At 61.6% G+C, this 20,300-nt stretch carries 19 protein-coding genes and 2 tRNA genes; 9 read left to right on the top strand and 12 right to left on the bottom strand.

The window, feature by feature from the left end; translation table 11 throughout:
* The first annotated feature begins 7 nt into the window (after positions 1-7).
* The 6 genes from FQP90_RS07020 to FQP90_RS06995 all read left to right on the top strand — a co-directional run bounded on the left by FQP90_RS07020 (position 8) and on the right by FQP90_RS06995 (position 4,483).
* Positions 8-517, top strand: coding sequence for a methylated-DNA--[protein]-cysteine S-methyltransferase (locus FQP90_RS07020; RefSeq protein WP_144649005.1), 510 nt, complete (start codon positions 8-10; stop codon positions 515-517).
* Positions 517-1,047 carry an RNA polymerase sigma factor gene (locus FQP90_RS07015; RefSeq protein ID WP_144649004.1) on the top strand — a complete coding sequence of 177 codons (531 nt, stop codon included), beginning with the start codon at positions 517-519 and terminating at the stop codon, positions 1,045-1,047. Before FQP90_RS07020 ends, FQP90_RS07015 begins: the two co-directional genes overlap by 1 nt.
* Positions 1,044-1,673, top strand: coding sequence for a methylated-DNA--[protein]-cysteine S-methyltransferase (locus FQP90_RS07010; RefSeq protein WP_144649003.1), 630 nt, complete (start codon positions 1,044-1,046; stop codon positions 1,671-1,673). Before FQP90_RS07015 ends, FQP90_RS07010 begins: the two co-directional genes overlap by 4 nt.
* A complete protein-coding gene (locus FQP90_RS07005; RefSeq protein ID WP_144649002.1) occupies positions 1,670-2,386 on the top strand; it encodes an alpha-ketoglutarate-dependent dioxygenase AlkB family protein in 717 nt (238 codons plus the stop codon). Before FQP90_RS07010 ends, FQP90_RS07005 begins: the two co-directional genes overlap by 4 nt.
* 105 nt (positions 2,387-2,491) lie before the next feature.
* Positions 2,492-3,133: a DNA-3-methyladenine glycosylase I gene (locus tag FQP90_RS07000; protein WP_144649001.1), complete on the top strand. Its 642-nt coding sequence runs from the start codon at positions 2,492-2,494 to the stop codon at positions 3,131-3,133.
* Positions 3,134-3,862: 729 nt separating this feature from the next.
* The gene (locus FQP90_RS06995; protein ID WP_144649000.1) at positions 3,863-4,483 is read left to right on the top strand and encodes a GyrI-like domain-containing protein; all 621 of its coding nucleotides are present in this window, start codon (positions 3,863-3,865) and stop codon (positions 4,481-4,483) included.
* Positions 4,484-4,489: 6 nt separating this feature from the next.
* Here the strand turns inward: FQP90_RS06995 and FQP90_RS06990 are convergent, their stop codons facing one another.
* Positions 4,490-5,347, bottom strand: coding sequence for a rhomboid family intramembrane serine protease (locus FQP90_RS06990; RefSeq protein WP_144648999.1), 858 nt, complete (start codon positions 5,345-5,347; stop codon positions 4,490-4,492).
* A 21-nt stretch (positions 5,348-5,368) separates the two neighbouring features.
* On the bottom strand, positions 5,369-5,911 hold the full coding sequence (locus FQP90_RS06985) for a peptidylprolyl isomerase (protein WP_026541003.1): 543 nt from the start codon (positions 5,909-5,911) through the stop codon (positions 5,369-5,371).
* Between the two features lie 153 nt (positions 5,912-6,064).
* Between FQP90_RS06985 and FQP90_RS06980 the strand changes: the two genes are divergently transcribed.
* The gene (locus FQP90_RS06980; protein WP_144648998.1) at positions 6,065-7,021 is read left to right on the top strand and encodes a hypothetical protein; all 957 of its coding nucleotides are present in this window, start codon (positions 6,065-6,067) and stop codon (positions 7,019-7,021) included.
* Between the two features lie 119 nt (positions 7,022-7,140).
* Positions 7,141-8,016: a glycosyltransferase gene (locus tag FQP90_RS06975; RefSeq protein WP_144648997.1), complete on the top strand. Its 876-nt coding sequence runs from the start codon at positions 7,141-7,143 to the stop codon at positions 8,014-8,016.
* An 18-nt stretch (positions 8,017-8,034) separates the two neighbouring features.
* Here FQP90_RS06975 and FQP90_RS06970 read toward each other — a convergent pair whose 3' ends face one another.
* Entirely contained in the window at positions 8,035-8,943 is a 909-nt protein-coding gene (locus FQP90_RS06970) for a DMT family transporter (RefSeq protein WP_144648996.1), read from the bottom strand.
* 118 nt (positions 8,944-9,061) lie between these two features.
* Here FQP90_RS06970 and FQP90_RS06965 point away from each other — a divergent pair, with 118 nt between their 5' ends.
* Positions 9,062-11,056, top strand: coding sequence for a beta-N-acetylhexosaminidase family protein (locus tag FQP90_RS06965; protein ID WP_144648995.1), 1,995 nt, complete (start codon positions 9,062-9,064; stop codon positions 11,054-11,056).
* Positions 11,057-11,263: 207 nt separating this feature from the next.
* Here FQP90_RS06965 and FQP90_RS06960 read toward each other — a convergent pair.
* The 9 genes from FQP90_RS06960 to gnd form a co-directional block, all read right to left on the bottom strand.
* Positions 11,264-11,339, bottom strand: a tRNA-Ala gene (locus FQP90_RS06960).
* Between the two features lie 70 nt (positions 11,340-11,409).
* Complete coding sequence (locus tag FQP90_RS23600; RefSeq protein ID WP_244296562.1) at positions 11,410-11,523, bottom strand: DLW-39 family protein; 114 nt, start codon at positions 11,521-11,523, stop codon at positions 11,410-11,412.
* A gap of 48 nt (positions 11,524-11,571) precedes the next feature.
* A tRNA-Ile gene (locus FQP90_RS06955) sits at positions 11,572-11,645 on the bottom strand.
* Positions 11,646-11,758: 113 nt separating this feature from the next.
* Positions 11,759-12,466, bottom strand: a complete 708-nt coding sequence (locus FQP90_RS06950; protein WP_144648993.1) for a DUF3566 domain-containing protein — start codon at positions 12,464-12,466, stop codon at positions 11,759-11,761.
* Positions 12,463-15,132 carry a DNA gyrase subunit A gene (gene gyrA / locus FQP90_RS06945; protein WP_144648991.1) on the bottom strand — a complete coding sequence of 890 codons (2,670 nt, stop codon included), beginning with the start codon at positions 15,130-15,132 and terminating at the stop codon, positions 12,463-12,465. The genes FQP90_RS06950 and gyrA overlap by 4 nt, the downstream gene beginning before the upstream one ends.
* A gap of 64 nt (positions 15,133-15,196) precedes the next feature.
* A complete protein-coding gene (gene gyrB / locus FQP90_RS06940) occupies positions 15,197-17,275 on the bottom strand; it encodes a DNA topoisomerase (ATP-hydrolyzing) subunit B (protein ID WP_144648989.1) in 2,079 nt (692 codons plus the stop codon).
* Between the two features lie 337 nt (positions 17,276-17,612).
* Positions 17,613-18,167 (bottom strand): DUF721 domain-containing protein, encoded by a 555-nt coding sequence (locus FQP90_RS06935; protein ID WP_144648987.1) that lies wholly within the window; start codon positions 18,165-18,167, stop codon positions 17,613-17,615.
* Entirely contained in the window at positions 18,154-19,347 is a 1,194-nt protein-coding gene (gene recF / locus FQP90_RS06930) for a DNA replication/repair protein RecF (RefSeq protein WP_144648985.1), read from the bottom strand. The genes FQP90_RS06935 and recF overlap by 14 nt, the downstream gene beginning before the upstream one ends.
* Before the next feature lie 22 nt (positions 19,348-19,369).
* Positions 19,370-20,254, bottom strand: a complete 885-nt coding sequence (gene gnd / locus FQP90_RS06925) for a phosphogluconate dehydrogenase (NAD(+)-dependent, decarboxylating) (protein WP_144648983.1) — start codon at positions 20,252-20,254, stop codon at positions 19,370-19,372.
* Positions 20,255-20,300: the final 46 nt, after the last annotated feature.

Genomic DNA, 20,300 nt, shown 5'->3' with positions numbered 1-20,300 from the left:
ACAAGATATGAGCATCCGGCACACCACCATGGACTCCCCGTTAGGGCAGTTGACGATGACTGCCCGCGGCGAATTCTTGACGGGTATCTTCTACGAGGGTCATTGGCACATGCCTCCTCCCGACTACTTCGGGGAACCGGCTGAGCTCGAGGACCCCGTTTTTGCGCTGACCCGGGTTGAACTTGATGACTACCTGGCCGGCCAGCGGACGGAATTCACGGTTCCGTGCGAAGCCCGTGGGAACCCCTTCCAGGAAAAGGTCTGGGATCGGCTCCGACATATTCCCTTTGGGGAAACAGTCAGTTACGGCGAGTTGGCAGCCGAGCTGGGCGATCCCCACCTTGCACAGGCCGTCGGATCCGCTGTGGGACGCAACCCCATCAGCATCATCATCCCGTGCCACCGAGTGGTGGGCCGCAAAGGACACCTCACTGGATACGCAGGCGGCCTCCGGAACAAGCGGTTCCTCTTGGAGCTTGAAGAACCAGCGGCTGTGAGAGAGGGAAAGCTTTTCTGATGCAGCTAGATCAGTCGGCTACGGCCAAAGTGCCGTTCGAGGCAGTCGTCCAGGAACATGGCGCCACTGTGCTCCGGGTGTGCCGTGCAGTGCTCGGCGTGCATGATGCTGACGACGCCTGGTCCGACACCTTCCTGTCCGCGCTGCAGGCCTATCCCGCTCTTCCGGGTGAGGCGAACGTGCAAGCCTGGCTGGTCACCATCGCCCACCGCAAGTGCATCGACCATGTGCGTGCAGGTTCCCGTCGTGCCGTCCCCGTCGACTCTCCGCCGGAGCGGCCTTCCGGCCTTGGCATTCCCGGCGCGGGCAATGCGGAACTGCTCGACGCCGTCAGTCATCTTCCACCGAAACAGCGCCAGGCCGTGGCATACCACTACCTAGCAGGCCTCGCGTACAAGGACATAGCCATCTTGCTGGGTGGCACCCCGGAGGCCGCACGTCGCGCCGGCGCAGACGGCGTGAAAGCGCTCCGCTTGGCTCTCGCGGAACGTTCCGTACTGGCTCATTCCTCGAAAGGAGAAATCCGATGACCCTCGATCCAACCCTGGACCATTCCGAAGTCGCGGAGCTCCTGCACCCGCTCGACGACGGACTCGAGCCCGCCATCGCCAGTCTTCGCGCCCGCCTGGCCCGCGACGCGCAACTGACCCACACCCTGGACGTCGCGTACCGGGTGGTTGACTCGCCGGTGGGTAAGCTCCTGCTGGCGGCCACCGACCGTGGGATCGTCCGGGTGGCGTTCGAAGTGGAGGACCATGTCGAGGTCCTGCAGGCGCTGGCAAACAGCGTCAGCCCCCGCATCCTTCAAGCACCAGCGCGGTTGGAGGACGCCGCCCGCCAACTCGACGAGTACTTCAGCGGCAAGCGGAGGGAATTCGATCTCATTTTGGATTTCCGCCTGGCCCGCGGTTTCCGCCTGAATGTACTTCAGCACCTGCCTCGCATCGCCTACGGCAACACCGAAAGCTATGCGCAAGTTGCCCAAGCCGCAGGCAGCCCGAACGCGGTCCGCGCAGTCGGAACCGCTTGCGCCACCAACCCGCTTCCGGTCATCGTGCCGTGCCATCGGGTGGTGAAATCCGACGGCAGCTTTGGCGGCTATCTCGGTGGAACCGACGCCAAACGCGCACTGCTCACCCTTGAGGCAGCGGCGTGAGTGACGACGCCCTGTTTCCGCTTGAGCTGGTGCAGCCGGAAGACCACGACGCCGGCCCTCGCCTGATAGCGCCGGGGGCTGTTCACCTCCCTGGCTGGCTCACCATGGAGCAGCAGCGCTGGATAGTGGAGCGCTTTGACGAATGGACGCACGGGCCAGTTCCGTTGCGGGCCGCCACCCTTCCGGGCGGCCACCAGATGTCCGTACGAACGGTGTGCTTGGGCTGGCATTGGCAGCCCTACCGGTACACACGGGAAGCCACTGACGTCAACGGGCGTCCCGTGCTCGACTTCCCGGATTGGATGGTCCGCTTGGGGCGGAAGGCTGTTAACGCGGCCTACGCCTCTGGTATTGAGGACAATGATCCCCTGGCAAACCTCGCGGACGACTACACACCCGATGCCGCGCTGGTGAACTTTTACGATGATGGCGCAGCCATGGGAATGCACCAGGACAAGGACGAACGCTCCAGCGCCCCTGTGGTGTCGCTCAGCATTGGCGAGGCGTGTGTCTTCCGTTTCGGTAACGCCCAGACACGCACCAAACCCTACAAGGACGTCGAGCTGCGTTCCGGAGACCTTTTCGTTTTCGGCGGGCCATCACGGTTTGCCTATCACGGCATCCCCAAAGTCCTCCCGGGGACGGCGCCGCTTGGCTGCGGCCTGTCCCATGGACGGATCAACATCACCATGCGGGTCACTGGATTGTCGTGAGGCCGCGGGCTCAGCTCTCGAATGTCAGGGGTACGGGGCACAATATCCCCGGAAGCTAAATTACTGGTTGGACCACCTGGGTGGCTCGGCTGCAGAGGAGCATTCATGACCCCGGATAACGGCACCATCATCGGCGAGGACGGCTTGGCCCGTCCTCTGTGGGCTGCCTCTGATCCCCTCATGCAGGCGTACTACGACCACGAATGGGGAATGCCCGTCCGCGATGAGCAGGGCATGTATGAGCGCATCAGCCTCGAAGCCTTCCAGGCTGGCCTTTCCTGGGCCACCATCCTTCGGAAACGGGATGCGTTCAGGAAGGCCTTCCTGGACTTCCATCCGGAAAGCGTTGCAGCTTTCACCGAGGCGGACGTAGAGCGCCTCATGTTGGACGCCGGCATCGTTCGTAACCGGCTCAAGATCCACGCCGCCATCACCAACGCGAAGGCCACCATTGCCCTGCGCGAGGAAGGTGGTTTGGTGGACTTCGTATGGTCGTTCCAGCCGGAAAGCACGCCGACGCCCAGCACCATGGCCGATATCCCCACAACATCCCCTGAGTCGATCGCTTTGTCCAAGGCGCTGAGGAAAAAGGGCTTTGCCTTCGTGGGGCCCACCACCATGTACGCCTTGATGGAAGCGGTAGGGATCGTAGATACCCACCTTCTGGACAGCCACCGTCGGGGGACTTCCGGGGTTTGGGCCCAGGCGGGGATTCTTCCTCCACGCCGTGGGAGAAGCCTCCAGTAGTCCACAGTTCTTGTCCACAGAAGTGCGTAACTTTATCCACAAGCGTGGATAACTTCTGTGGACATCCACGTATATACGGTGCAAATCGCCGCCACGCCGCCGATTCACGTCCCGGAACCTCCCGCGGACACTTATACCCACTGTGTACTGCCCTGTGGATAGTGCTCCAAGCTTCACCCAAAGTTAAACATCTCAGGATTGCCGGATTTGCCGAGCGTCATTTCGAGGGGTCTTGGACTCGATAACCAAGGGGTCCACCCCACCGCTCGCGGCCTACGGCCCTGCCAGAGGTTACCCACTTAACAACACCCCCCTACCCACAAGTTATCCACAGATGGGGAAAACGTGTGGGTTTTACTCAGGAGATCCCTGCCATGCCGGGGTTCTCAGCCCTCTAAGGGGTCGGAACTACACCTGTGTAAGTTATTAACAATGTTGATAAGCCTGTTGATAGAGCGTCTTCTACAGAGTGATTAACAGGGTTGTCCACACCGGGCCTCAAGATGCCCTGTTTGTCCACATATTCGACCTCGACGGGGACAAAGTTATCCACAGCTGTGGAGAAATTCATGCCTTTCAGGGGATATCTACCGCTCCGGCGAGGCTGCTGACGGCGAATAGCCCTAACTACACCTGTGTAAGTTACACACAGTGTGGATAACGCCTGTGGATAAAGTGGATCTGTGAGGACCCACCTCAGAAGTACCCAACACCCGGAGATATGAAGCCATGAAGAGCGACTTCAAGAAACTGATCGCCACCTACAGCGCCAAGCACGGCCAATTCTCTGTGGTTACCGTTCCCACCTTGCAGTTCCTCATGATCGACGGCCACGGGGATCCCAACACCGCGCAGTCGTACAAGGACGCGCTGACTACCCTGTACCCCGTCGCCTACAAGTTGAAGTTCTTCAGCAAAGCCGAGCTCGGCCAGGACTATGGCGTCATGCCGCTTGAGGCTCTGTGGTGGTCCGATGACATGGAGTCGTTCACCAGCGCCAGGGACAAGTCGCGGTGGGACTGGACATTGTTGAACATGGTCCCCGACTGGATCACCCAGGAGCACATGGAAATGGTGCGACAAGTAGTCGCCAAGAAAGGAGAGGCCCCGGCTTTGGAGTCGCTCCGCCTGGAACCACTGGAGGAGGGACTAAGTGTGCAGACACTCCACATAGGGCCCTACGACCATGAAGGGCCTGTACTTGAGGAGATGCACAATAACTTCATACCGGAGCAATCACTGTCCATGACCGGCAGGCACCATGAGATCTATCTTGGTGATCCTCGCCGTACGGCACCGGAAAAGCTCAAAACCATCCTGCGGCAGCCGGTCTCTCAGAACACCAAGTAGGAGCCGCTAGCCAGCAGTGACGCGGAACCAGGTGATCAAGGCCAACAGCCCTGCCACCAGGACCAGTCCACCTGCCTGGAGCAGCGCTTGGTTCTTGCCCTTGGGGGCGTAGGCAATCGCGGCAGCAGCGAGGCCACCCGTGATCAAACCGCCCAAGTGGGCTTGCCAGGCAATACTGGGAACAAAGAAGCCAATGGCGCCATTGATGGCAATCAGGACCCAAAGTTGCTTAGTCTCGCCGCCCCTGTGCCTCTGCACCACCAGCATGGCGCCAAACAGGCCAAAGATGGCCCCGGAGGCACCCACCACACCCACTGCGGGCACTGTGGTCGGGGTGAGGACAAGGAAGCCTACAGATCCGCCAACTGCGGAAATCAGATAGACGGCAAGAAAACGGATGCGCCCGAGCAAAGGCTCAAGGGCCTGTCCGAAGATCCACAGTGTGTACATGTTGAGCACGATGTGGAGGAGGAAACCCTGGGAGTGGAGGAAAGCGGAAGTGACCATGCGCCACGGCTCGCGGTCAGCGAAAACATTGGCAAAGGCAAAGTTCTTGAACATCTGATCGCCCGGCACAATCCACTGAAGGATATACACCAGCACGCACAGCCCGATGATGGTGAACGTCACCAAAGGACGGCCGACGGCCAAGGCGCCGCCGTACGGGGAGCGGTAGGTCGGCGTCGTACGTTGTTGTTCGTTGACGCAGTCAACGCATTGGAACCCGACGGCGGCCGCCCGCTGGCACTCGGGGCACGCAGGGCGCCCACAGCGTTGGCACCGCACATAGGAGGGCCTGTCCGGGTGCCTGGGGCACACCGGAATATCAGCGGACGGCTCTGCCGACGGAATTCCGTAACTCATGAGCTCAGATTCAGTGGGTGACTAGAGCTGTTCGATGTCGATGCTGTTGATGACAACGTCCTCGACGGGGCGGTCGCCCATACCGGTGCGGACGGCCTCGATCGAGTCAACAACCTTGCGGGATTCCTCGTCGGTAACTTCGCCGAAGATGCTGTGCTTGCCGAAGAGCCAGTCGGTGTTCACGGTGGTGATGAAGAACTGTGACCCGTTGGTGCCCTTACCCATCTGGATGCCGGCGTTCGCCATGGCCAGCTTGTAAGGAGCGTTGAACGTCAGTTCCGGGTGGATCTCATCGTCGAACTGGTAGCCGGGGCCACCCACGCCGCGGCCCAGGGGATCGCCGCCCTGGATCATGAAGTCCTTGATGATGCGGTGGAAAATGGTGCCGTCATAAAGGGGCGTTCCGGTCTTGTCTTCGCCGGTTTCAGGGTGGTTCCAGGACTTTTCGCCCGTGGCCAGCCCAATGAAGTTGGCGACCGTCTTGGGCGCGTGGTTGCCGAAGAGGTCAACCTTGATGTCGCCGAGGGTCGTGTGGATCGTTGCTTTTGCAGTTGCAATGGTCATGGGCCCATTCTTCCATGCAGGGTCAACGCCGGCATGGCTGTAAAGCCGGTTCCGCGCTCGGTGAAATCCTGGCCTAATCCAGCAGATGAATAGCCGGTGTTCACTTGGCGACGTAGGCTAGCAACAAACGAGCATGTGTATCGGGAGGTAGTTGTGAAGAAATCAGACCGTATTGCCCGCGACCTTGAACAATCCGTTGCGGTTGGTGTGGATAACGCCCGCGACTGGGCTGCACCCCGCGTGGAAGCAGCTGTGAATTGGGCTGTTCCGCGTATCCAGCACGGCATTGACACCGCTTCCCCCAAGATCCAAGAGGGGCTGAAGTCCGCTGCGCACAACCTCGCCGACGGCGTAGCAGTTGTGACACCGCGAATTCAGGATGGACTGGCGCACCTAGCGCCGAAGATCCATGACGCTGTGGAGGACGCAACACCCAGGATCCAGGAGACGCTGAACAAGGCCACTCCGGCTCTTGGGCACGCGCGGGACAAGGTGGTGGACGAATACCTGCCCAAACTGTCCGAACAGCTGGGCCAGGCTTCCGTAGCTGTTCACCACGCCCTTGAAAACGCGCCGGCCCAGGTGGACGCTGTCGCACAGAAGCTTGTTGATTCAGGCGTTGTGCACAGCGTGCAGGAGCAGGCCCAGGCCACTGGGAAGCAGATCAAGGCAGTAGCCGGTGAAGCAACCAAGGCTGTTTCCACCAAGTTGGGCAAGGAACCGAAGCCAAAGAAACGCGGTTGGCTGATCGTTACGGTCATCGCCGCGGCCGCTGCGGCAGGCGTTGCTGCGTGGAAGGCTTCCAAGCCCGTGGAGGATCCGTGGAAGACACCTTCCCCGGTGACGCCCAAGCCCGAAACCACCCCGGCTCCGGCTGATGCCGCCGCGTCTGCCACGGCTGCAGCGGTAACTGAACCCAGTGCCACGGACATCACCCCGGAAGAAGCTGCTGCCGAAGCCGAGCAGGCAACCAAGGACGCCTTCAAGAACGTTGAGGACTCCACGGCGAAGGTAGCAACCGACGCCAAGACCGCAGTCAAGAACATCGCGGCGAGCCTGCACAAGGATGCCGACGGCACTGAGTCCGGCTCCAAGGGCGCGCACAGCTAGCACGCACCACTCCGATCACCTGAAGGGATTCCGGCTGTTGCCGGGGTCCCTTCAGTGTTTGCCGGCTTGTAACCAAAGCCTCCATCGGGCGCAGTGCCCCGGGTGTTAGATTTGAAGTGATGTCAGCCGATAGACCCTTTGCGGGTGCCCTCAAGGATGCTCCGGAACCACCGGGCGTGTCCATCGTCATCCCGGCGTATAACGAGGAAAGCGTCATTCGCCAGTGCCTCATTGCTGCGATTTACCAGTCTGTCCCGGCCGACGAAATCATCGTGGTGGATAATCTGTCCACGGACCGCACGGTCACAATCGTGCAGCAAATGCAGCAGGAGTACCCGGAAAGCCCCATTATCCTCCTCAGCCAGGAAGACACCCAGGGCCTGATCCCAACACGTAACCATGGGCTGAACAACGCCACAGGGGATGTCGTTGGCCGCATCGACGCCGATTCCGTCCTGGAGCCGGACTGGGTGGAGCAGGTCCAGAAAGCATTCATGGACCCGGCTGTCGCTGCCGCCACGGGGCCGGTGGTCTACTACGACATGCCCATGCGTCGCTTCGGCCTCAAGGCGGATGACAAGATGCGCCAGCTCATGCTGCGCCTGGCCAAGCACCAGTACCATTTCCTCTTCGGCTCCAACATGGCCCTTCGCCGCACTGCGTGGGAGACCATCCGCGACGAAGCGTGCCTGGATCCCAAGGATGAAATGCATGAGGATATTGATCTCTCCCTGCACCTCTTTGAGCACGACCTCAAGGTGCAGTACCTCCCGCAAATGGTTTCCGGGATGTCGGCCCGCCGACTCGAGGACTCACCCCGCGACTACCGCTACTACGTCCAGCGGTTCGACCGGACCTACAAGGCGCACAACGTTAAGAAAATGGCCCTGAAGGCGCCCATGGTGGTGTTCTTCTCGGTGTACTTCCCGGCCAAGCTGCTGCGGGCCATTCACACGGCCAACTCCGCGCAGGGCGTCCGCCGCGGCGGTCTGTAAACGCCCGACGCCGGTACGTCAGTCGGTGCCCAGCTCGGCTTCCCGCCGGTCTGCTTCAGGCCGGCCACGCCGCTGCCCGGCAACCACCACTGCCAGCCCCACAAGGATCAGGGCAAGGCCGGCATATGTTCCGGCCGGCAGGGTTTCATTTAGGAAAATGGCGGCCAGGATCGCCGCGCCCGGAATTTCCAGCAGGATGATCATGGATACCAGGAGCGGGCTCATCGTGGCCAGCAAGTGGTTGAACGCTGTGTGCCCCACCAACTGCGCACAGACGGTGATGGCGATAATGCCAAGCCAGCCTCCGGCGTCGAATCCTGTGAGCGGTTGGCCGCCGACCAAAGCCAGCACAGCCACAATGCCCGCGCACATGCCATAGCAGAGGGTGGTGTACGTTCCCGTTCCCATCGATTGCCGGGCCTTACCGCCGGCAAGGGTGTATAGACCCGCCAAGGCGCCGCCAGCAAGCGCCAGGAGGTCGCCCAGCAAAGCCTCGGGGGAGGAACCCATGTCGAAGCCTGTGATGGCCACAACGCCCCCGAACGCTATGCCCAAGCCCAGCAGCACGGGCCACCGGTGCCGCGTCCCCCGGAACAGCTGGAAGACAGCAATCCAGCCTGACTGAAGGCACACCAAGGCGGTAGCGGCAGCCACCGACGTCAGCTGCAGCGCGGTGATGAAGCACGCAAAGTGGAAGGCGAGTGCAACAGCAGCCACTGCCGACCATCCGAATTCGCGTCGTGTGATCCTTCCGAACTGCTTCGGCTCCCGGATCGCAACCGGAACGGCCATCACCACTGCGCCGATCGCATTCCGCCAAAAGGCGATGGCCAACGCAGTCACTGAGGTGGCGCCGAGAGTGCCTGCGATAAGTGGGCCGGAGGAGGCAACACCCAGTACTCCCAGAGCTGCGATGAGAAGGTTCACGGATCAACCTTAGTGGGGCGGACAGACCGTCTTGCCCCTATCTGATGGGCTGACAGTGTGATTGTCTTGACTCATCATTCCAGTGAGCCGATAACGGCGTACCCAAGGGGATACCTGATTGAACAGCGCACCCGTCGGAGCTGGCACCAAACGGAGACGGTCGGTCCTGCTGCTGGTTGCAGCCGGGGCGCTCACGGCCGCCCTCGTGGTCACCGGCTGGTTTGTTGTTTCGCGGGACCGCCCCGGCGGACCTGAGGGACAGGTGACGGAGGTTCCCAACATCTTCCCGGTACCCCAGCATGCGCGCCCTGGAACCGGAAGCCCGGTTCCTTTGAACGGCCACGTGTACATCGTGGCTCCATCTGGAACGGATCAAGCGTCAATCGCTGCCGTTCAGGACCTGGTTGCGGGGGCCGGAGGCACTGCCGAGGCCGTAACAACCCTCACTTCGCCACGAGAAGGAGCCTCTGCCGTCTTTTTGGGGAGCGCTGCAACTGTTTCTTCGGCCCTCCAAGCGTTGCGGCTGGACAGCGACCCGGAGATCCAGTACGCCTTGGGTCGAGCCGAAGGCTACGCACTTGCCACGGGAAAGGCTGTAGGAATACCGACGGCGGTCCTCGCCGGAAGCGACGGCGACGGCGTCTTCCACGCGGTCCAGACCCTTCGCCAATTGGTCCGAGGCGGTTCCGTAGTTCCGGTCCGCGTGGCCGACTGGCCGCTGATGGAAACACGCGGCGTCATCGAGGGCTTCTACGGCACGCCGTGGTCCCACCAGGCCCGCTTGGACGTTATCGAATTCGCAGGGCGGCAGAAGATGAACACCTACATCTATTCGCCAAAAGACGACCCCCTGCTCAGGGACAAATGGCGGGACCTCTACTCGGATCAGGAACTCCAGGAACTGCAGGAGCTGATCGACGCGGCTGCGGACAACCACATCCGGTTCAGCTACGCGTTGTCCCCAGGGATCGACATTTGCTATTCGCGTTCGTCTGACTTGGACGACGCCGTGGCCAAGCTTGACTCGTTGTATTCGCTGGGTGTGCGGTCCTTCGTGATTCCCCTTGACGACATCGCCACCAAAGTTCAGTGCGCCGAGGATCTCCGGGAGTTCGGTTCCGGCCAAGCCAACCTGGCTAAAGCACAAGCTTCCTTCCTCAACGATGTGAATGACCGATTCATCTCTGCACGCGAGGGCGTGCTGCCGCTCGAAACGGTCCCGACGTTCTACAACGGATCCGCCAGCAATCCCTACAAACGGGAACTCGGCCAGGCGTTGAACCCGGGGATCGTGGTGCAGTGGACCGGTGAAGACGTCGTGTCGCACCGTATCACCCAGGACTCAGCAGAAACCGCCGGACTGACCTACGGGAGCCCGGGTTCTCCCCGCAGTCTGGTCATTTGGGACAACTATCCCGTCAACGACTTCTCCCAGGACCACCTGTTCATGGCGCCCGTCATCGGCAGGGACGCCAAACTCCATGAGTCAGTCCGGGGCATCGTCACCAACCCCATGATTGAGCCCTATCTCTCCCTGCCGGCGGTCTTCAACTACGCCGATCTCTCATGGAACGGTCCGGGCTATGATCCCGACAAGTCCATGAGTGCCGCCCTTTCCCTGCTTGCCGGGCCTGATCCCGAGGTCCAAGAAGCTGTCAGGGCCTTCGTGGACCTCAACCAGGACTGGCAGGACGACGCACTCACACCCTCAGCTCCCCAGCTACGCCGTGATATTGACCAGTTTTGGGAAGACTACGACGCCGGAAGATCACCTTCGGGCGGCCTCAAAGCTCGCGCTGACCTGCTGCAGCGCCTGCCGGAGCTCCTTCCCAGGATGGCGGAGCCGGGCTTCTCAACGGATGCTACCCACTGGATGACGGCGGCTGCGCAGTATGGACGCGGCGTGGAGGAAGCCTTGGTCATGCTGGAGGCCGCAAAGCGCGGTGATGTCCAGGCCGCGACTATGGCCCGCAGGAATGTCCAGGGCGCGTTGACGGCTGCTACAGCAAAGACGCAGCCCACCCTTGAGTTGGGCGTCGTGACTCCGGTGCTGGGGGACAGCGAGCTCAAGGCCTTCCTGGACCGGGCGCTTCAACAGGTTCCGGGTAGCTGAGTAGCCCATTGGGGCCGCGGGCATTCGTTGATGACGCGCAAATTCGCTGGCGACACCCGGATATGCGTAGCGTGGGCGAAAGCGCGTGGCGCGGGCGAAAACGCGTGGCGCGGGTATAGCAAACTGGCACCGGCTGTGTTGGGTGTTCGCGAGGGTTAGGACGTTAAATGCAAAAGTCCCGGTCATTTCTGACCGGGACTTTTCTTATGGTGGAGGCACGGGGACTCGAACCCCGAACCCCCTGCTTGCAAAGCAGGTGCGCTACCAATTGCGCCATGCCCCCATAAGAAGCAACCCGTCAATCATACCCCATGTCAGGACCGGTATTTACCAGTTCAAACCGGGCTCCTCGGCTAGTCCACCTTGTCGGTTGACTTGCTCCAGACATCCTTCCGGGCTTCGGATTCCTGGGCCTTTTTATAGACCAGGACACCTGCGACTGCCACTACTACCAGCAACTTCTTCACAAGTACCTCATTCCAGTTCAGTTTTACCTGAACCTGTTGTAGGTTCCGTGGGCGTACCAGGACTTGAACCTGGGACCTCTTCGTTATCAGCGAAGCGCTCTAACCGCCTGAGCTATACGCCCCGATGCCTCATCGGGCCGAGATATGACTGTACAGCACATCCCGGCCCGATCTCAAATCGAGGCTTTCTTGCCGTGGTTTTCCGCCGGTTTAGGCGGATTTCCGCGGATTTTTGCTAGTCGTCCGTCAAAGTGACGCCAACGCCGCCAACCAACGTTGCCGAAATGTTATACAGAACGGCCGAGAGCATGGATAGAGCCGTCAGGAGGACCACGTTCACCACAGCAATGATGGTGGCGAAGGAAGCCACCTGCCCCAGGGAAGCAATCTTCTTCAGTTCGAATCCACTACCCTCGGAACCGGCCAGCGTGCCGAGAAGGCTGTCCACCTGGTTGAAGATGCCCGTCAGGTCCAGCACGGTCCACAGCACGATCGCAGCAACCACAGTGACAATGCCCAGCGCGACGGACAGCAGGAACGCCATCTTCAGGACGGACCACGGGTCAACCTTGCTGACGAGCAGGCGTGCGCGGCGAACCTTGGCCTTGGGAGCCGGCTTTACCAAGCCTGGGGCTCCTTGCTGGGCAGGTCGCTGGGCAGCGGCGCCGGCCGGACGCTGGCCGGGCTGGGCAGGACGCTGCCCGGGAGCCCCGGCGGGACGCTGGCCTGCTTGTGCGGGGCGCTGCCCGGGAGCCCCGGCGGGACGCTGGGCGGAGTTAGTGCCTGTCGCGGGACGCGCACCTGCAGCTCCGGCCCCGGGAGACCCGGCTCCAGGTCGCTGTTGCGGCCGTGCGGGCGTTCCTGCCTGCGCGTTGCCCGAGGGCTGCCGGAGTCCGCCGGGGACACCTGTGCTCGGCTTGGGATATGAGTCGGAATTACTCACTCGTTACCTCCGGTATTGTCTTCGTTCAGCTCCGCGCCCGTTTCGATTTCCGGGTCTGCGTCGTTTTCCGTATCGGCCTCCACGGTCGCCTCGGAGGCGCCGTCGTTTGCAGCCAACGTTACGTCATCGTCGAGTCCGTCCTCGGACTCTTCGCCTTCCAAACCACGTTCGCTGTTGCGTGCAACCTCGATAATGCGGTCGTTCTTGTCCGGCTTGGCGAAGATGACTCCCATGGTGTCGCGTCCCTTGGCGGGAACGCCGGTGACGGCCGAGCGGACTACCTTGCCGCCTTCCATGACCACCAGGACTTCATCTTCTTCCTGCACAATCAAAGCGCCCACAAGGTCGCCGCGGTCCTCGGCAAGCTTGGCCACCTTGATGCCCAGACCACCTCGGCCCTGCAGTCGGTACTCGTCCACAGCGGTCCGTTTGGCGTAGCCGCCTTCGGTCACGATGAAAACGAATGAACCGTCCTGGACCACATCCGCGGCCAGGAGTTCATCGTCTTCACGGAACTTCATACCGGTCACACCGGACGTCGCACGGCCCATGGGACGCAGGGCGTCATCGGTAGCCGTGAAGCGGATGGACTGGCCCTTGCGTGAAACCAGGAGAAGGTCGTCGGTCTCGCTGACCAGCTGGGCAGAGACAAGTTCGTCACCATCACGCAGGTTGATGGCGATAACACCGGCCGTGCGGTTGGTGTCATAGTCTTCCAGCCTGGTCTTCTTGACCAAACCGTTCTTGGTGGCCAGCACAAGGTATGGAGCCTGCTGGTAGTCCCTCAGGTCCAGGACCTGAGCGATGTGTTCGTCGGGCTGGAACGCCAACAGGTTGGCAACGTGCTGGCCCTTGGCATCTCGGCCGGCCTCTGCCAGTTCGTAGGCCTTGGCGCGGTACACGCGGCCCAAGTTGGTGAAGAACAGCAGCCAGTGATGGGTGGTGGTCACGAAGAAGTGCTCCACGACGTCGTCACCACGGAGCTGGGCACCCTTAATGCCCTTGCCGCCGCGCTGCTGTGAGCGGTAGTTGTCACTGCGGGTGCGCTTGACATAGCCGCCGCGGGTGATGGTGACAACCATTTCCTCTTCGGGGATCAAGTCCTCCATGGACATGTCGCCATCAAAGCCCATCAGGATGTGCGTGCGGCGATCGTCGCCGTGCTTGGCTACGATCTCCGCGAGTTCTTCACTGATGATCTGGCGCTGACGTTCCTCCGAAGCGAGGATCGCGTTGTACTCCTCGATCATGGCTTCGAGTTCCGCGTGCCGGTCCTGGATTTTCTGGCGCTCCAGCGCAGCCAGGCGGCGCAGCTGCATGTCGAGGATGGCACGGGCCTGGAGTTCGTCGATCTCCAGGAGCTCCATGAGGCCTTCGCGGGCTGCTTCCGTGGTATTGGACGCACGGATGAGGGCGATGACCTCGTCCAGCATGTCCAAGGCCTTGAGGAGTGCACGCAGGATGTGCGCCTCTTCTTCGGCTTTACGCAGGCGGTAGCGGGTGCGGCGTGCGATGACGTCCATCTGGTGCGCAACCCAGTGCCGGATGAAGGCATCCAGGCTCAAGGTGCGGGGAACGCCGTCGACAATTGCCAGCATGTTTGCCGAGAAGTTGTCCTGCAGCTGCGTGTGCTTGTACAGATTGTTGAGGACCACCTTGGCCACGGCATCGCGCTTGAGCACGATCACCAGGCGTTGGCCGGTACGGCCGGAAGTCTCATCGCGGAGGTCGGCGATGCCCTGGATCTTGCCGTCCTTGACCAGCTCGGCGATCTTGATGGCCAGGTTGTCCGGATTGGCCTGGTAAGGGAGCTCGGTAACTACCAGGCACGTACGGCCTTGGAGTTCCTCCACGTTGACCACGGCGCGCATGGTGATGGAGCCGCGGCCCGTACGGTACGCGTCCTCGATGCCCTTGTGTCCCAGGATGGTGGCACCTGTGGGGAAGTCGGGCCCCTTGATGCGCAGCAACAGTGCTTCGAGGAGCTCTTCACGCGAGGCGGTGGGGTTGTCCAGTGCCCACTGCACGCCTTCGGCTACCTCACGGAGGTTGTGCGGCGGGATGTTGGTGGCCATACCGACGGCGATACCCGAGGAGCCATTGACCAGCAGGTTGGGGAAACGAGCCGGCAGGATGGTGGGTTCCTGGTTCTTGCCGTCGTAGTTGTCCTGGAAGTCGACGGTTTCCTCGTCGATGTCGCGGACCATTTCCATGGCCAGCTGCGCCATCTTGGTTTCCGTGTAACGCGGAGCTGCAGCACCGTCGTTACCCGGCGAACCGAAGTTACCCTGGCCGAGTGCCAGCGGGTAGCGCATGGTCCAGTCCTGGATCAGGCGGACCAAGGCATCGTAAATCGCCATGTCACCGTGCGGGTGGTACGTACCCATGACGTCGCCCACCACGCGCGCACACTTGTTGAAGGAGCGGTCGGGGCGGTAACCGCCGTCGAACATCGCGTACAAAACGCGACGGTGAACCGGCTTGAGGCCGTCACGAACGTCCGGGAGGGCGCGGCCTACGATCACAGCCATGGCGTAGTCCAGGTAGGACCGCTGCATTTCGGTCTGCAGATCCACCTGCTCCACGCGGTCAGTCAGCACGTCGCCTTCAAGGACGACGTCATCAGCGTTGGAATCCGCCGGGACTTCGGGAGTTTCGTCACTCATAATCTAAGGTTTCCGTTTCAGGTATATGTCAGTTCTGGAATATTCAGTTGCCGCGATCGGGCCGCTAAATATCGAGGAACCTGACGTCCTTGGCGTTCTGCTGGATGAAGTTACGGCGTGATTCCACGTCCTCGCCCATCAACACGGAGAAAGTCTGGTCGGCGGCCAAAGCGTCGTCCATGGTGACCTGCAACAGCGTGCGGCGATCCGGGTCCATGGTGGTGTCCCACAGCTCGGTGTAGTCCATCTCGCCCAAGCCCTTGTAGCGCTGGATGCCGTTGTCCTTGGGAAGGCGCTTGTTCATCGCAGCGCCCTTCCGGATGGTTTCATCGCGTTCACGGTCGCTGTAAACGTAGTCATGGGCCGCATTGGACCACTTGATCCGGTACAGCGGAGGCTGGGCCAGGTACACGTATCCGTTTTCAATGAGCGGGCGCATGTAACGGAACAGCAGCGTCATCAACAGGGTGGTGATGTGCTGACCATCAACGTCGGCATCGGCCATCAGAACGATCTTGTGGTACCGGAGCTTTGCGATATCGAAGTCTTCGCCGATTCCAGTGCCGAAGGCAGTGATCATGGACTGGACTTCGGCGTTGCCCAGGGCCTTGTCCAGGCGCGCACGTTCAACGTTAAGGATCTTGCCTCGCAGCGGCAGGATGGCCTGCGTTTCCGGGTTTCGACCACGCTTGGCCGAGCCGCCGGCCGAGTCACCCTCCACCAGGTAAACCTCGCAGCGCGAGGGATCCTTGGAGGAGCAGTCAGAAAGCTTGCCGGGCATGCCGAATGATTCCAGCGGGCTCTTTCGCCGGGCGTTATCGCGGGCTTTGCGGGCCGCCATGCGTGCCTGGGCGGCCGAGATAGCTTTGCGGATAACGTCGCGGGCAGGACCGGGGTTCCGCTCCAGCCAGTCACCCAACTGGTCAGTAACGACGCGCTGGACGAAGCCCTTGACCTCGGAGTTGCCCAGCTTGGTCTTGGTCTGGCCTTCGAACTGCGGTTCGGAAAGCTTCACCGAGATCACAGCGGTCAGGCCTTCACGGATGTCATCACCAGTGAGGTTGTCTTCCTTCTCCTTGATGATGCTCTTCTCGCGTGCGTAACGGTTGATGAGCGAGGTCATCGCGGCACGGAAACCTTCTTCGTGCGTTCCGCCCTCGTGGGTGTTGATGGTGTTCGCGTAGGTGTGGACGCTTTCCGAGTAGGCGGTGGTCCACTGCATGGCGACCTCGACGGCGATGTGCCGCTCAGTGTCTTCGGTTTCGAAAGCGATGACGTCCTCGTGGACGATCTCCACCTTCTTGCTCGAATTCAGGTGCTTGACGTAGTCCAGCAGGCCGTCAGGGTACTGGTACACCACCGTGCGGTGCTCGGCAGCGACTTCACCTTCAGTCGCGACGGCGTCAAGGTCGAGATCCTCATCGCCCTCGCGTGCAACGGGGCGTTCGTCAGTCAGCGTGATCCGCAGACCCTTGTTGAGGAAAGCCATTTGCTGGAACCGCGCACGGAGCGTTTCGAAGTCGAATTCGGTGGACTCGAAGATCGTTCCGTCCGGGTAGAACGTCTGGGACGTCCCGGTACGCTCAGTTTCCTCACCCTTGACGAGTTCGCCCTGGGGCTTGCCGCCGTCGGCAAATGTCATGCGCCAAACGTGACCCTGGCGGCGGACTTCCGTGTCCACACGACGGGACAGGGCGTTGACCACGGAGATACCCACACCGTGCAAACCACCGGAAACTGCGTAACCGCCGCCGCCGAACTTACCGCCGGCGTGCAGGATGGTCATGACCACTTCAACCGTGGGCTTGCCTTCGGTGGGGTGGATGTCCACGGGGATGCCGCGGCCGTCATCAACAACACGGACGCCGCCATCGGCACGGAGCGTGACCTCGATGTGGCTGCAATACCCCGCCAACGCCTCATCAACAGAGTTGTCCACCACTTCATAGACCAGGTGGTGCAAACCGCGCGGACCGGTGGATCCGATGTACATGCCGGGGCGTTTGCGCACGGCTTCGAGGCCCTCCAGCACGGTGATGTCGCTGGCACCGTACTCCCTTTGCGTCTCCGCGGGCGTATCAGGCGTAGGAACAGTCTCCTCTACGGGCTCTACTGCCAAGGTCTCTGCATTGTCGTTAGCCACAGGCGCTTTCGACTCCTCTGTACTCGATGTCGGCCGTTCCCGAAGTTGTCCACGGCGAACCGAGGCCGTCAACGGGCACGTGACTGATTGCGCCGATTACTACGACGAAGGGGGTTCCGAGGGCACAAGAGTGTATTCAGGACCCCAACGACGTTTCACCGGCGCTCAGTGATCTACGCCAATTCTATCGTGGATAGGCGCGAATCCTTGCAAATACAGGGGCAGCCGAGAGCTGAATATGCCCATGGGAGGCCGCTGGCCCTATCTGCAATGGCCCTGCGGTGGTCCCGATGGGGGCCTATACGACTCAGGGGCGTTGAAACGCCCTGCACGCCGTTTAGCCGTATGTGTCCCGGGGTCCACGACCGTTGACGCTGCGGCCGCCCTTTCGCCAAGTTGGAGCCGAAGGCCCCAGCACCTGAATGCTGGTGACAACGCCCTCGCCCAGTTCGTTGCGGAACATCTCCAACAGGCTGCTGCTGAGCAGCCTCAATTGGGTGGCCCAAGCGGTTGAGTCGCAACGGACATGGAGTGTGGTGTCGGTGAAACTCTCCGGTGTGCAGTGGGCGGATATGTCCGGGCCAACCAGGGTTTCCCATTCGGCCATGACCGATCCGACCGCTACAGGCGAGGTCCAACCGCGTTCGGCCACCAAACGACCAACAACTTTGCCGAGACCAAGAGGGTCCCGGCCGCTGCCGTGAAACTGCGTGAAGCCCCTGGTATCGCGCAAGCCCTTGCGTTTCGGGGCCGATCCGGGACGAGGGGCGCGTTGACGCACTTCGCCACGGGCAGCAGCAGCCTCGCGCATGCGGTTCAGGGCGGCCTGGGCAGCATCGATTTCGTCCGGGTCGCGGCCCGGTTGAAGTCCGTCGCGGCTATCCTTCGCCATCGATGCCTCCCGGAACAACGGTTACGCGCCGTCCGGCCAGCTCCTCGGGGATATCGGCATCGACGGCGGCAGTCACCAGCACTTGTTCGGCACCGGCCACTATTGCAGCCAGTTTACGCCGACGTTGGACATCGAGTTCAGCGAAAACATCGTCCAGGATGAGAATCGGAGCCGTGCCGCCGGTGCGGGCATCATCCAGCATGACGTAGTAGGAAGCCAGTCGCAGCGACAGGCACATGGACCACGTTTCGCCGTGTGAGGCATAGCCCTTCGCGGGGGCCTGACCCAAGACGAGTTCGAGTTCATCCCTGTGTGGGCCTACCAGCGATATGCCACGTTCCAGTTCCTTCTTCCGGGACGCTGCGAATGCGTGGACATAGCGTTCGGTCAGATCGTCGACGGACAGCAGGCCAAGGTCCTCAACCGACGCCGAAGGTTCCGTTCCGTGGTCGGCCGGCCCGCCGTCGTCGTCCAGGATGTCCTGGATAGTTGAGCGGTAGACCGCGCCGGCGTCCTTGGAACCGTCGGTGAGTTGTGCGTAGGCGCTGTTAAGGTGGGGGCGCAGGCGCTCCACCAGCTCCAAGCGTGCGTGCAGGAGTTCGGCGCCGGCGCGGGCCATGTGTTGGTCCCACACGTCCAAGGTAGCCTCGTGGCCGGACGTGAACTTGCCGGTGCGTGCCGATTTCAGGAGTGCGTTGCGCTGTTTAAGGACGCGATCGTAATCGCTGCGGGTGGCCGCGTGCCGTGGAACGAGGCTGACCAGCAACTCGTCGAGGAAACGCCGGCGGTTGGAAGGATCACCTTTGACCAACGCTAAATCCTCGGGCGCGAACAGCACGGTTTGGCAGATGCCCAGGATGTCCCTGGCCCGGACCGGATTGCCGCGGTTGATCCGCCCGCGGTTAGCCCGCCCGGCGTTGATCTCGAGTTCGATCACTGTGGACTGTTCGCCGCGCACCAGCTTGGCCCGAACCATGGCGCGTTCAGCACCGAACCGGAGCAGCGGCGCGTCCGTGCTCACGCGATGGGAACTGAGCGTGGCCAAGTACCCAATGGCTTCCATGAGGTTGGTCTTGCCGATTCCGTTGGAACCCACCAGGACCGTCACGCCGGGGCCCAGCTTCAGGTCCACCTGGGCGTAGCTGCGGAAATCCGTCAGCGAAAGATGTTCGAGGTACACGTCTTTGCTGGACTCCTGCGGCCTAGTTGGCCGGACGTGTGGCGTGTCCGCCGAACTGGTGGCGCAGGGCGGAGACCATCTTCATAGCCGGCGAGTTGTCTTCGCGCGAGGAGAAGCGGGCGAAGAGCGCGGCGGTGATGGCCGGGGCGGGCACCGCGTTGGCGATGGCTTCTTCCACGGTCCAACGGCCTTCGCCTGAGTCCTCCACGTAGTCGTCGATGGAGGCCAGCCCCGGGTCCTCGTCCAGTGCCTTGACCATGAGGTCCAGCAGCCAGGAGCGGACAACGGTTCCCTTTTGCCACGCGCGGAACGTTCCCGGAAGGTCCTTGACGATGTCCTTCGCTGCAAGCAGTTCGTAGCCTTCGGCGTACGCCTGCATGAGCCCATACTCGATTCCGTTATGGACCATCTTGGCGTAGTGACCGGCGCCAACGCCGCCGACGTGCACAAAGCTGTCCGCCCGTTCGCCTTCAGGACGCAGGGCGTCGAAGACCGGCATTGCCAGCTCAATGTCTTCATCGGCACCGCCAGCCATAAGTCCGTAACCGTTCTCCAGGCCCCAGACACCACCGGACACACCGCAGTCTGCGAAGCGGATGCTCTTTTCAGCGAGTGCAGCAGCGTGCTTCTGGTCTTCGGTGAAACGTGAGTTGCCGCCGTCGATCACAAGGTCGCCCGGGCTCAGTTTCTCGCCAAGTTCCGTAACCACGGCATCTGTGATGGCGCCGGAAGGAACCATCACCCACACCAGTCGCGGAGTGGGCAGTGCAGCGATGAGTTCGTCCACGGAAGCAACATCGGTGACCTCTGGGTTCCGGTCAAAACCTGTGACTTCGATGCCACCGTTCCGCATGCGCTCCCGCATGTTGAAACCCATTTTTCCAAGGCCGATCAGTCCGATGTGCACAGTGAACTCTTTTCTGCGAATGCGGGTGGACGTGGTGCGGTACCGA

The sequence above is a fragment of the Paenarthrobacter nitroguajacolicus genome (assembly GCF_007786235.1).
In the GTDB taxonomy this organism is placed as follows: Bacteria; Actinomycetota; Actinomycetes; order Actinomycetales; family Micrococcaceae; genus Arthrobacter; species Arthrobacter nitroguajacolicus_A.
Note: the sequence above shows the minus strand (reverse complement) of the source record. Positions and strands in the feature narration are given on the sequence as shown.

Coding starts and splice junctions, on each gene's coding strand:
- FQP90_RS07020 (WP_144649005.1), top strand. CDS start 8: ATGAGCATCCGGCACACCACCATGGACTCCCCGTTAGGGCAGTTGACG.
- FQP90_RS07015 (WP_144649004.1), top strand. CDS start 517: ATGCAGCTAGATCAGTCGGCTACGGCCAAAGTGCCGTTCGAGGCAGTC.
- FQP90_RS07010 (WP_144649003.1), top strand. CDS start 1,044: ATGACCCTCGATCCAACCCTGGACCATTCCGAAGTCGCGGAGCTCCTG.
- FQP90_RS07000 (WP_144649001.1), top strand. CDS start 2,492: ATGACCCCGGATAACGGCACCATCATCGGCGAGGACGGCTTGGCCCGT.
- FQP90_RS06995 (WP_144649000.1), top strand. CDS start 3,863: ATGAAGAGCGACTTCAAGAAACTGATCGCCACCTACAGCGCCAAGCAC.
- FQP90_RS06990 (WP_144648999.1), bottom strand. CDS start 5,347: ATGAGTTACGGAATTCCGTCGGCAGAGCCGTCCGCTGATATTCCGGTG.
- FQP90_RS06985 (WP_026541003.1), bottom strand. CDS start 5,911: ATGACCATTGCAACTGCAAAAGCAACGATCCACACGACCCTCGGCGAC.
- FQP90_RS06975 (WP_144648997.1), top strand. CDS start 7,141: ATGTCAGCCGATAGACCCTTTGCGGGTGCCCTCAAGGATGCTCCGGAA.
- gyrA (WP_144648991.1), bottom strand. CDS start 15,132: ATGAGTGACGAAACTCCCGAAGTCCCGGCGGATTCCAACGCTGATGAC.
- FQP90_RS06935 (WP_144648987.1), bottom strand. CDS start 18,167: ATGGCGAAGGATAGCCGCGACGGACTTCAACCGGGCCGCGACCCGGAC.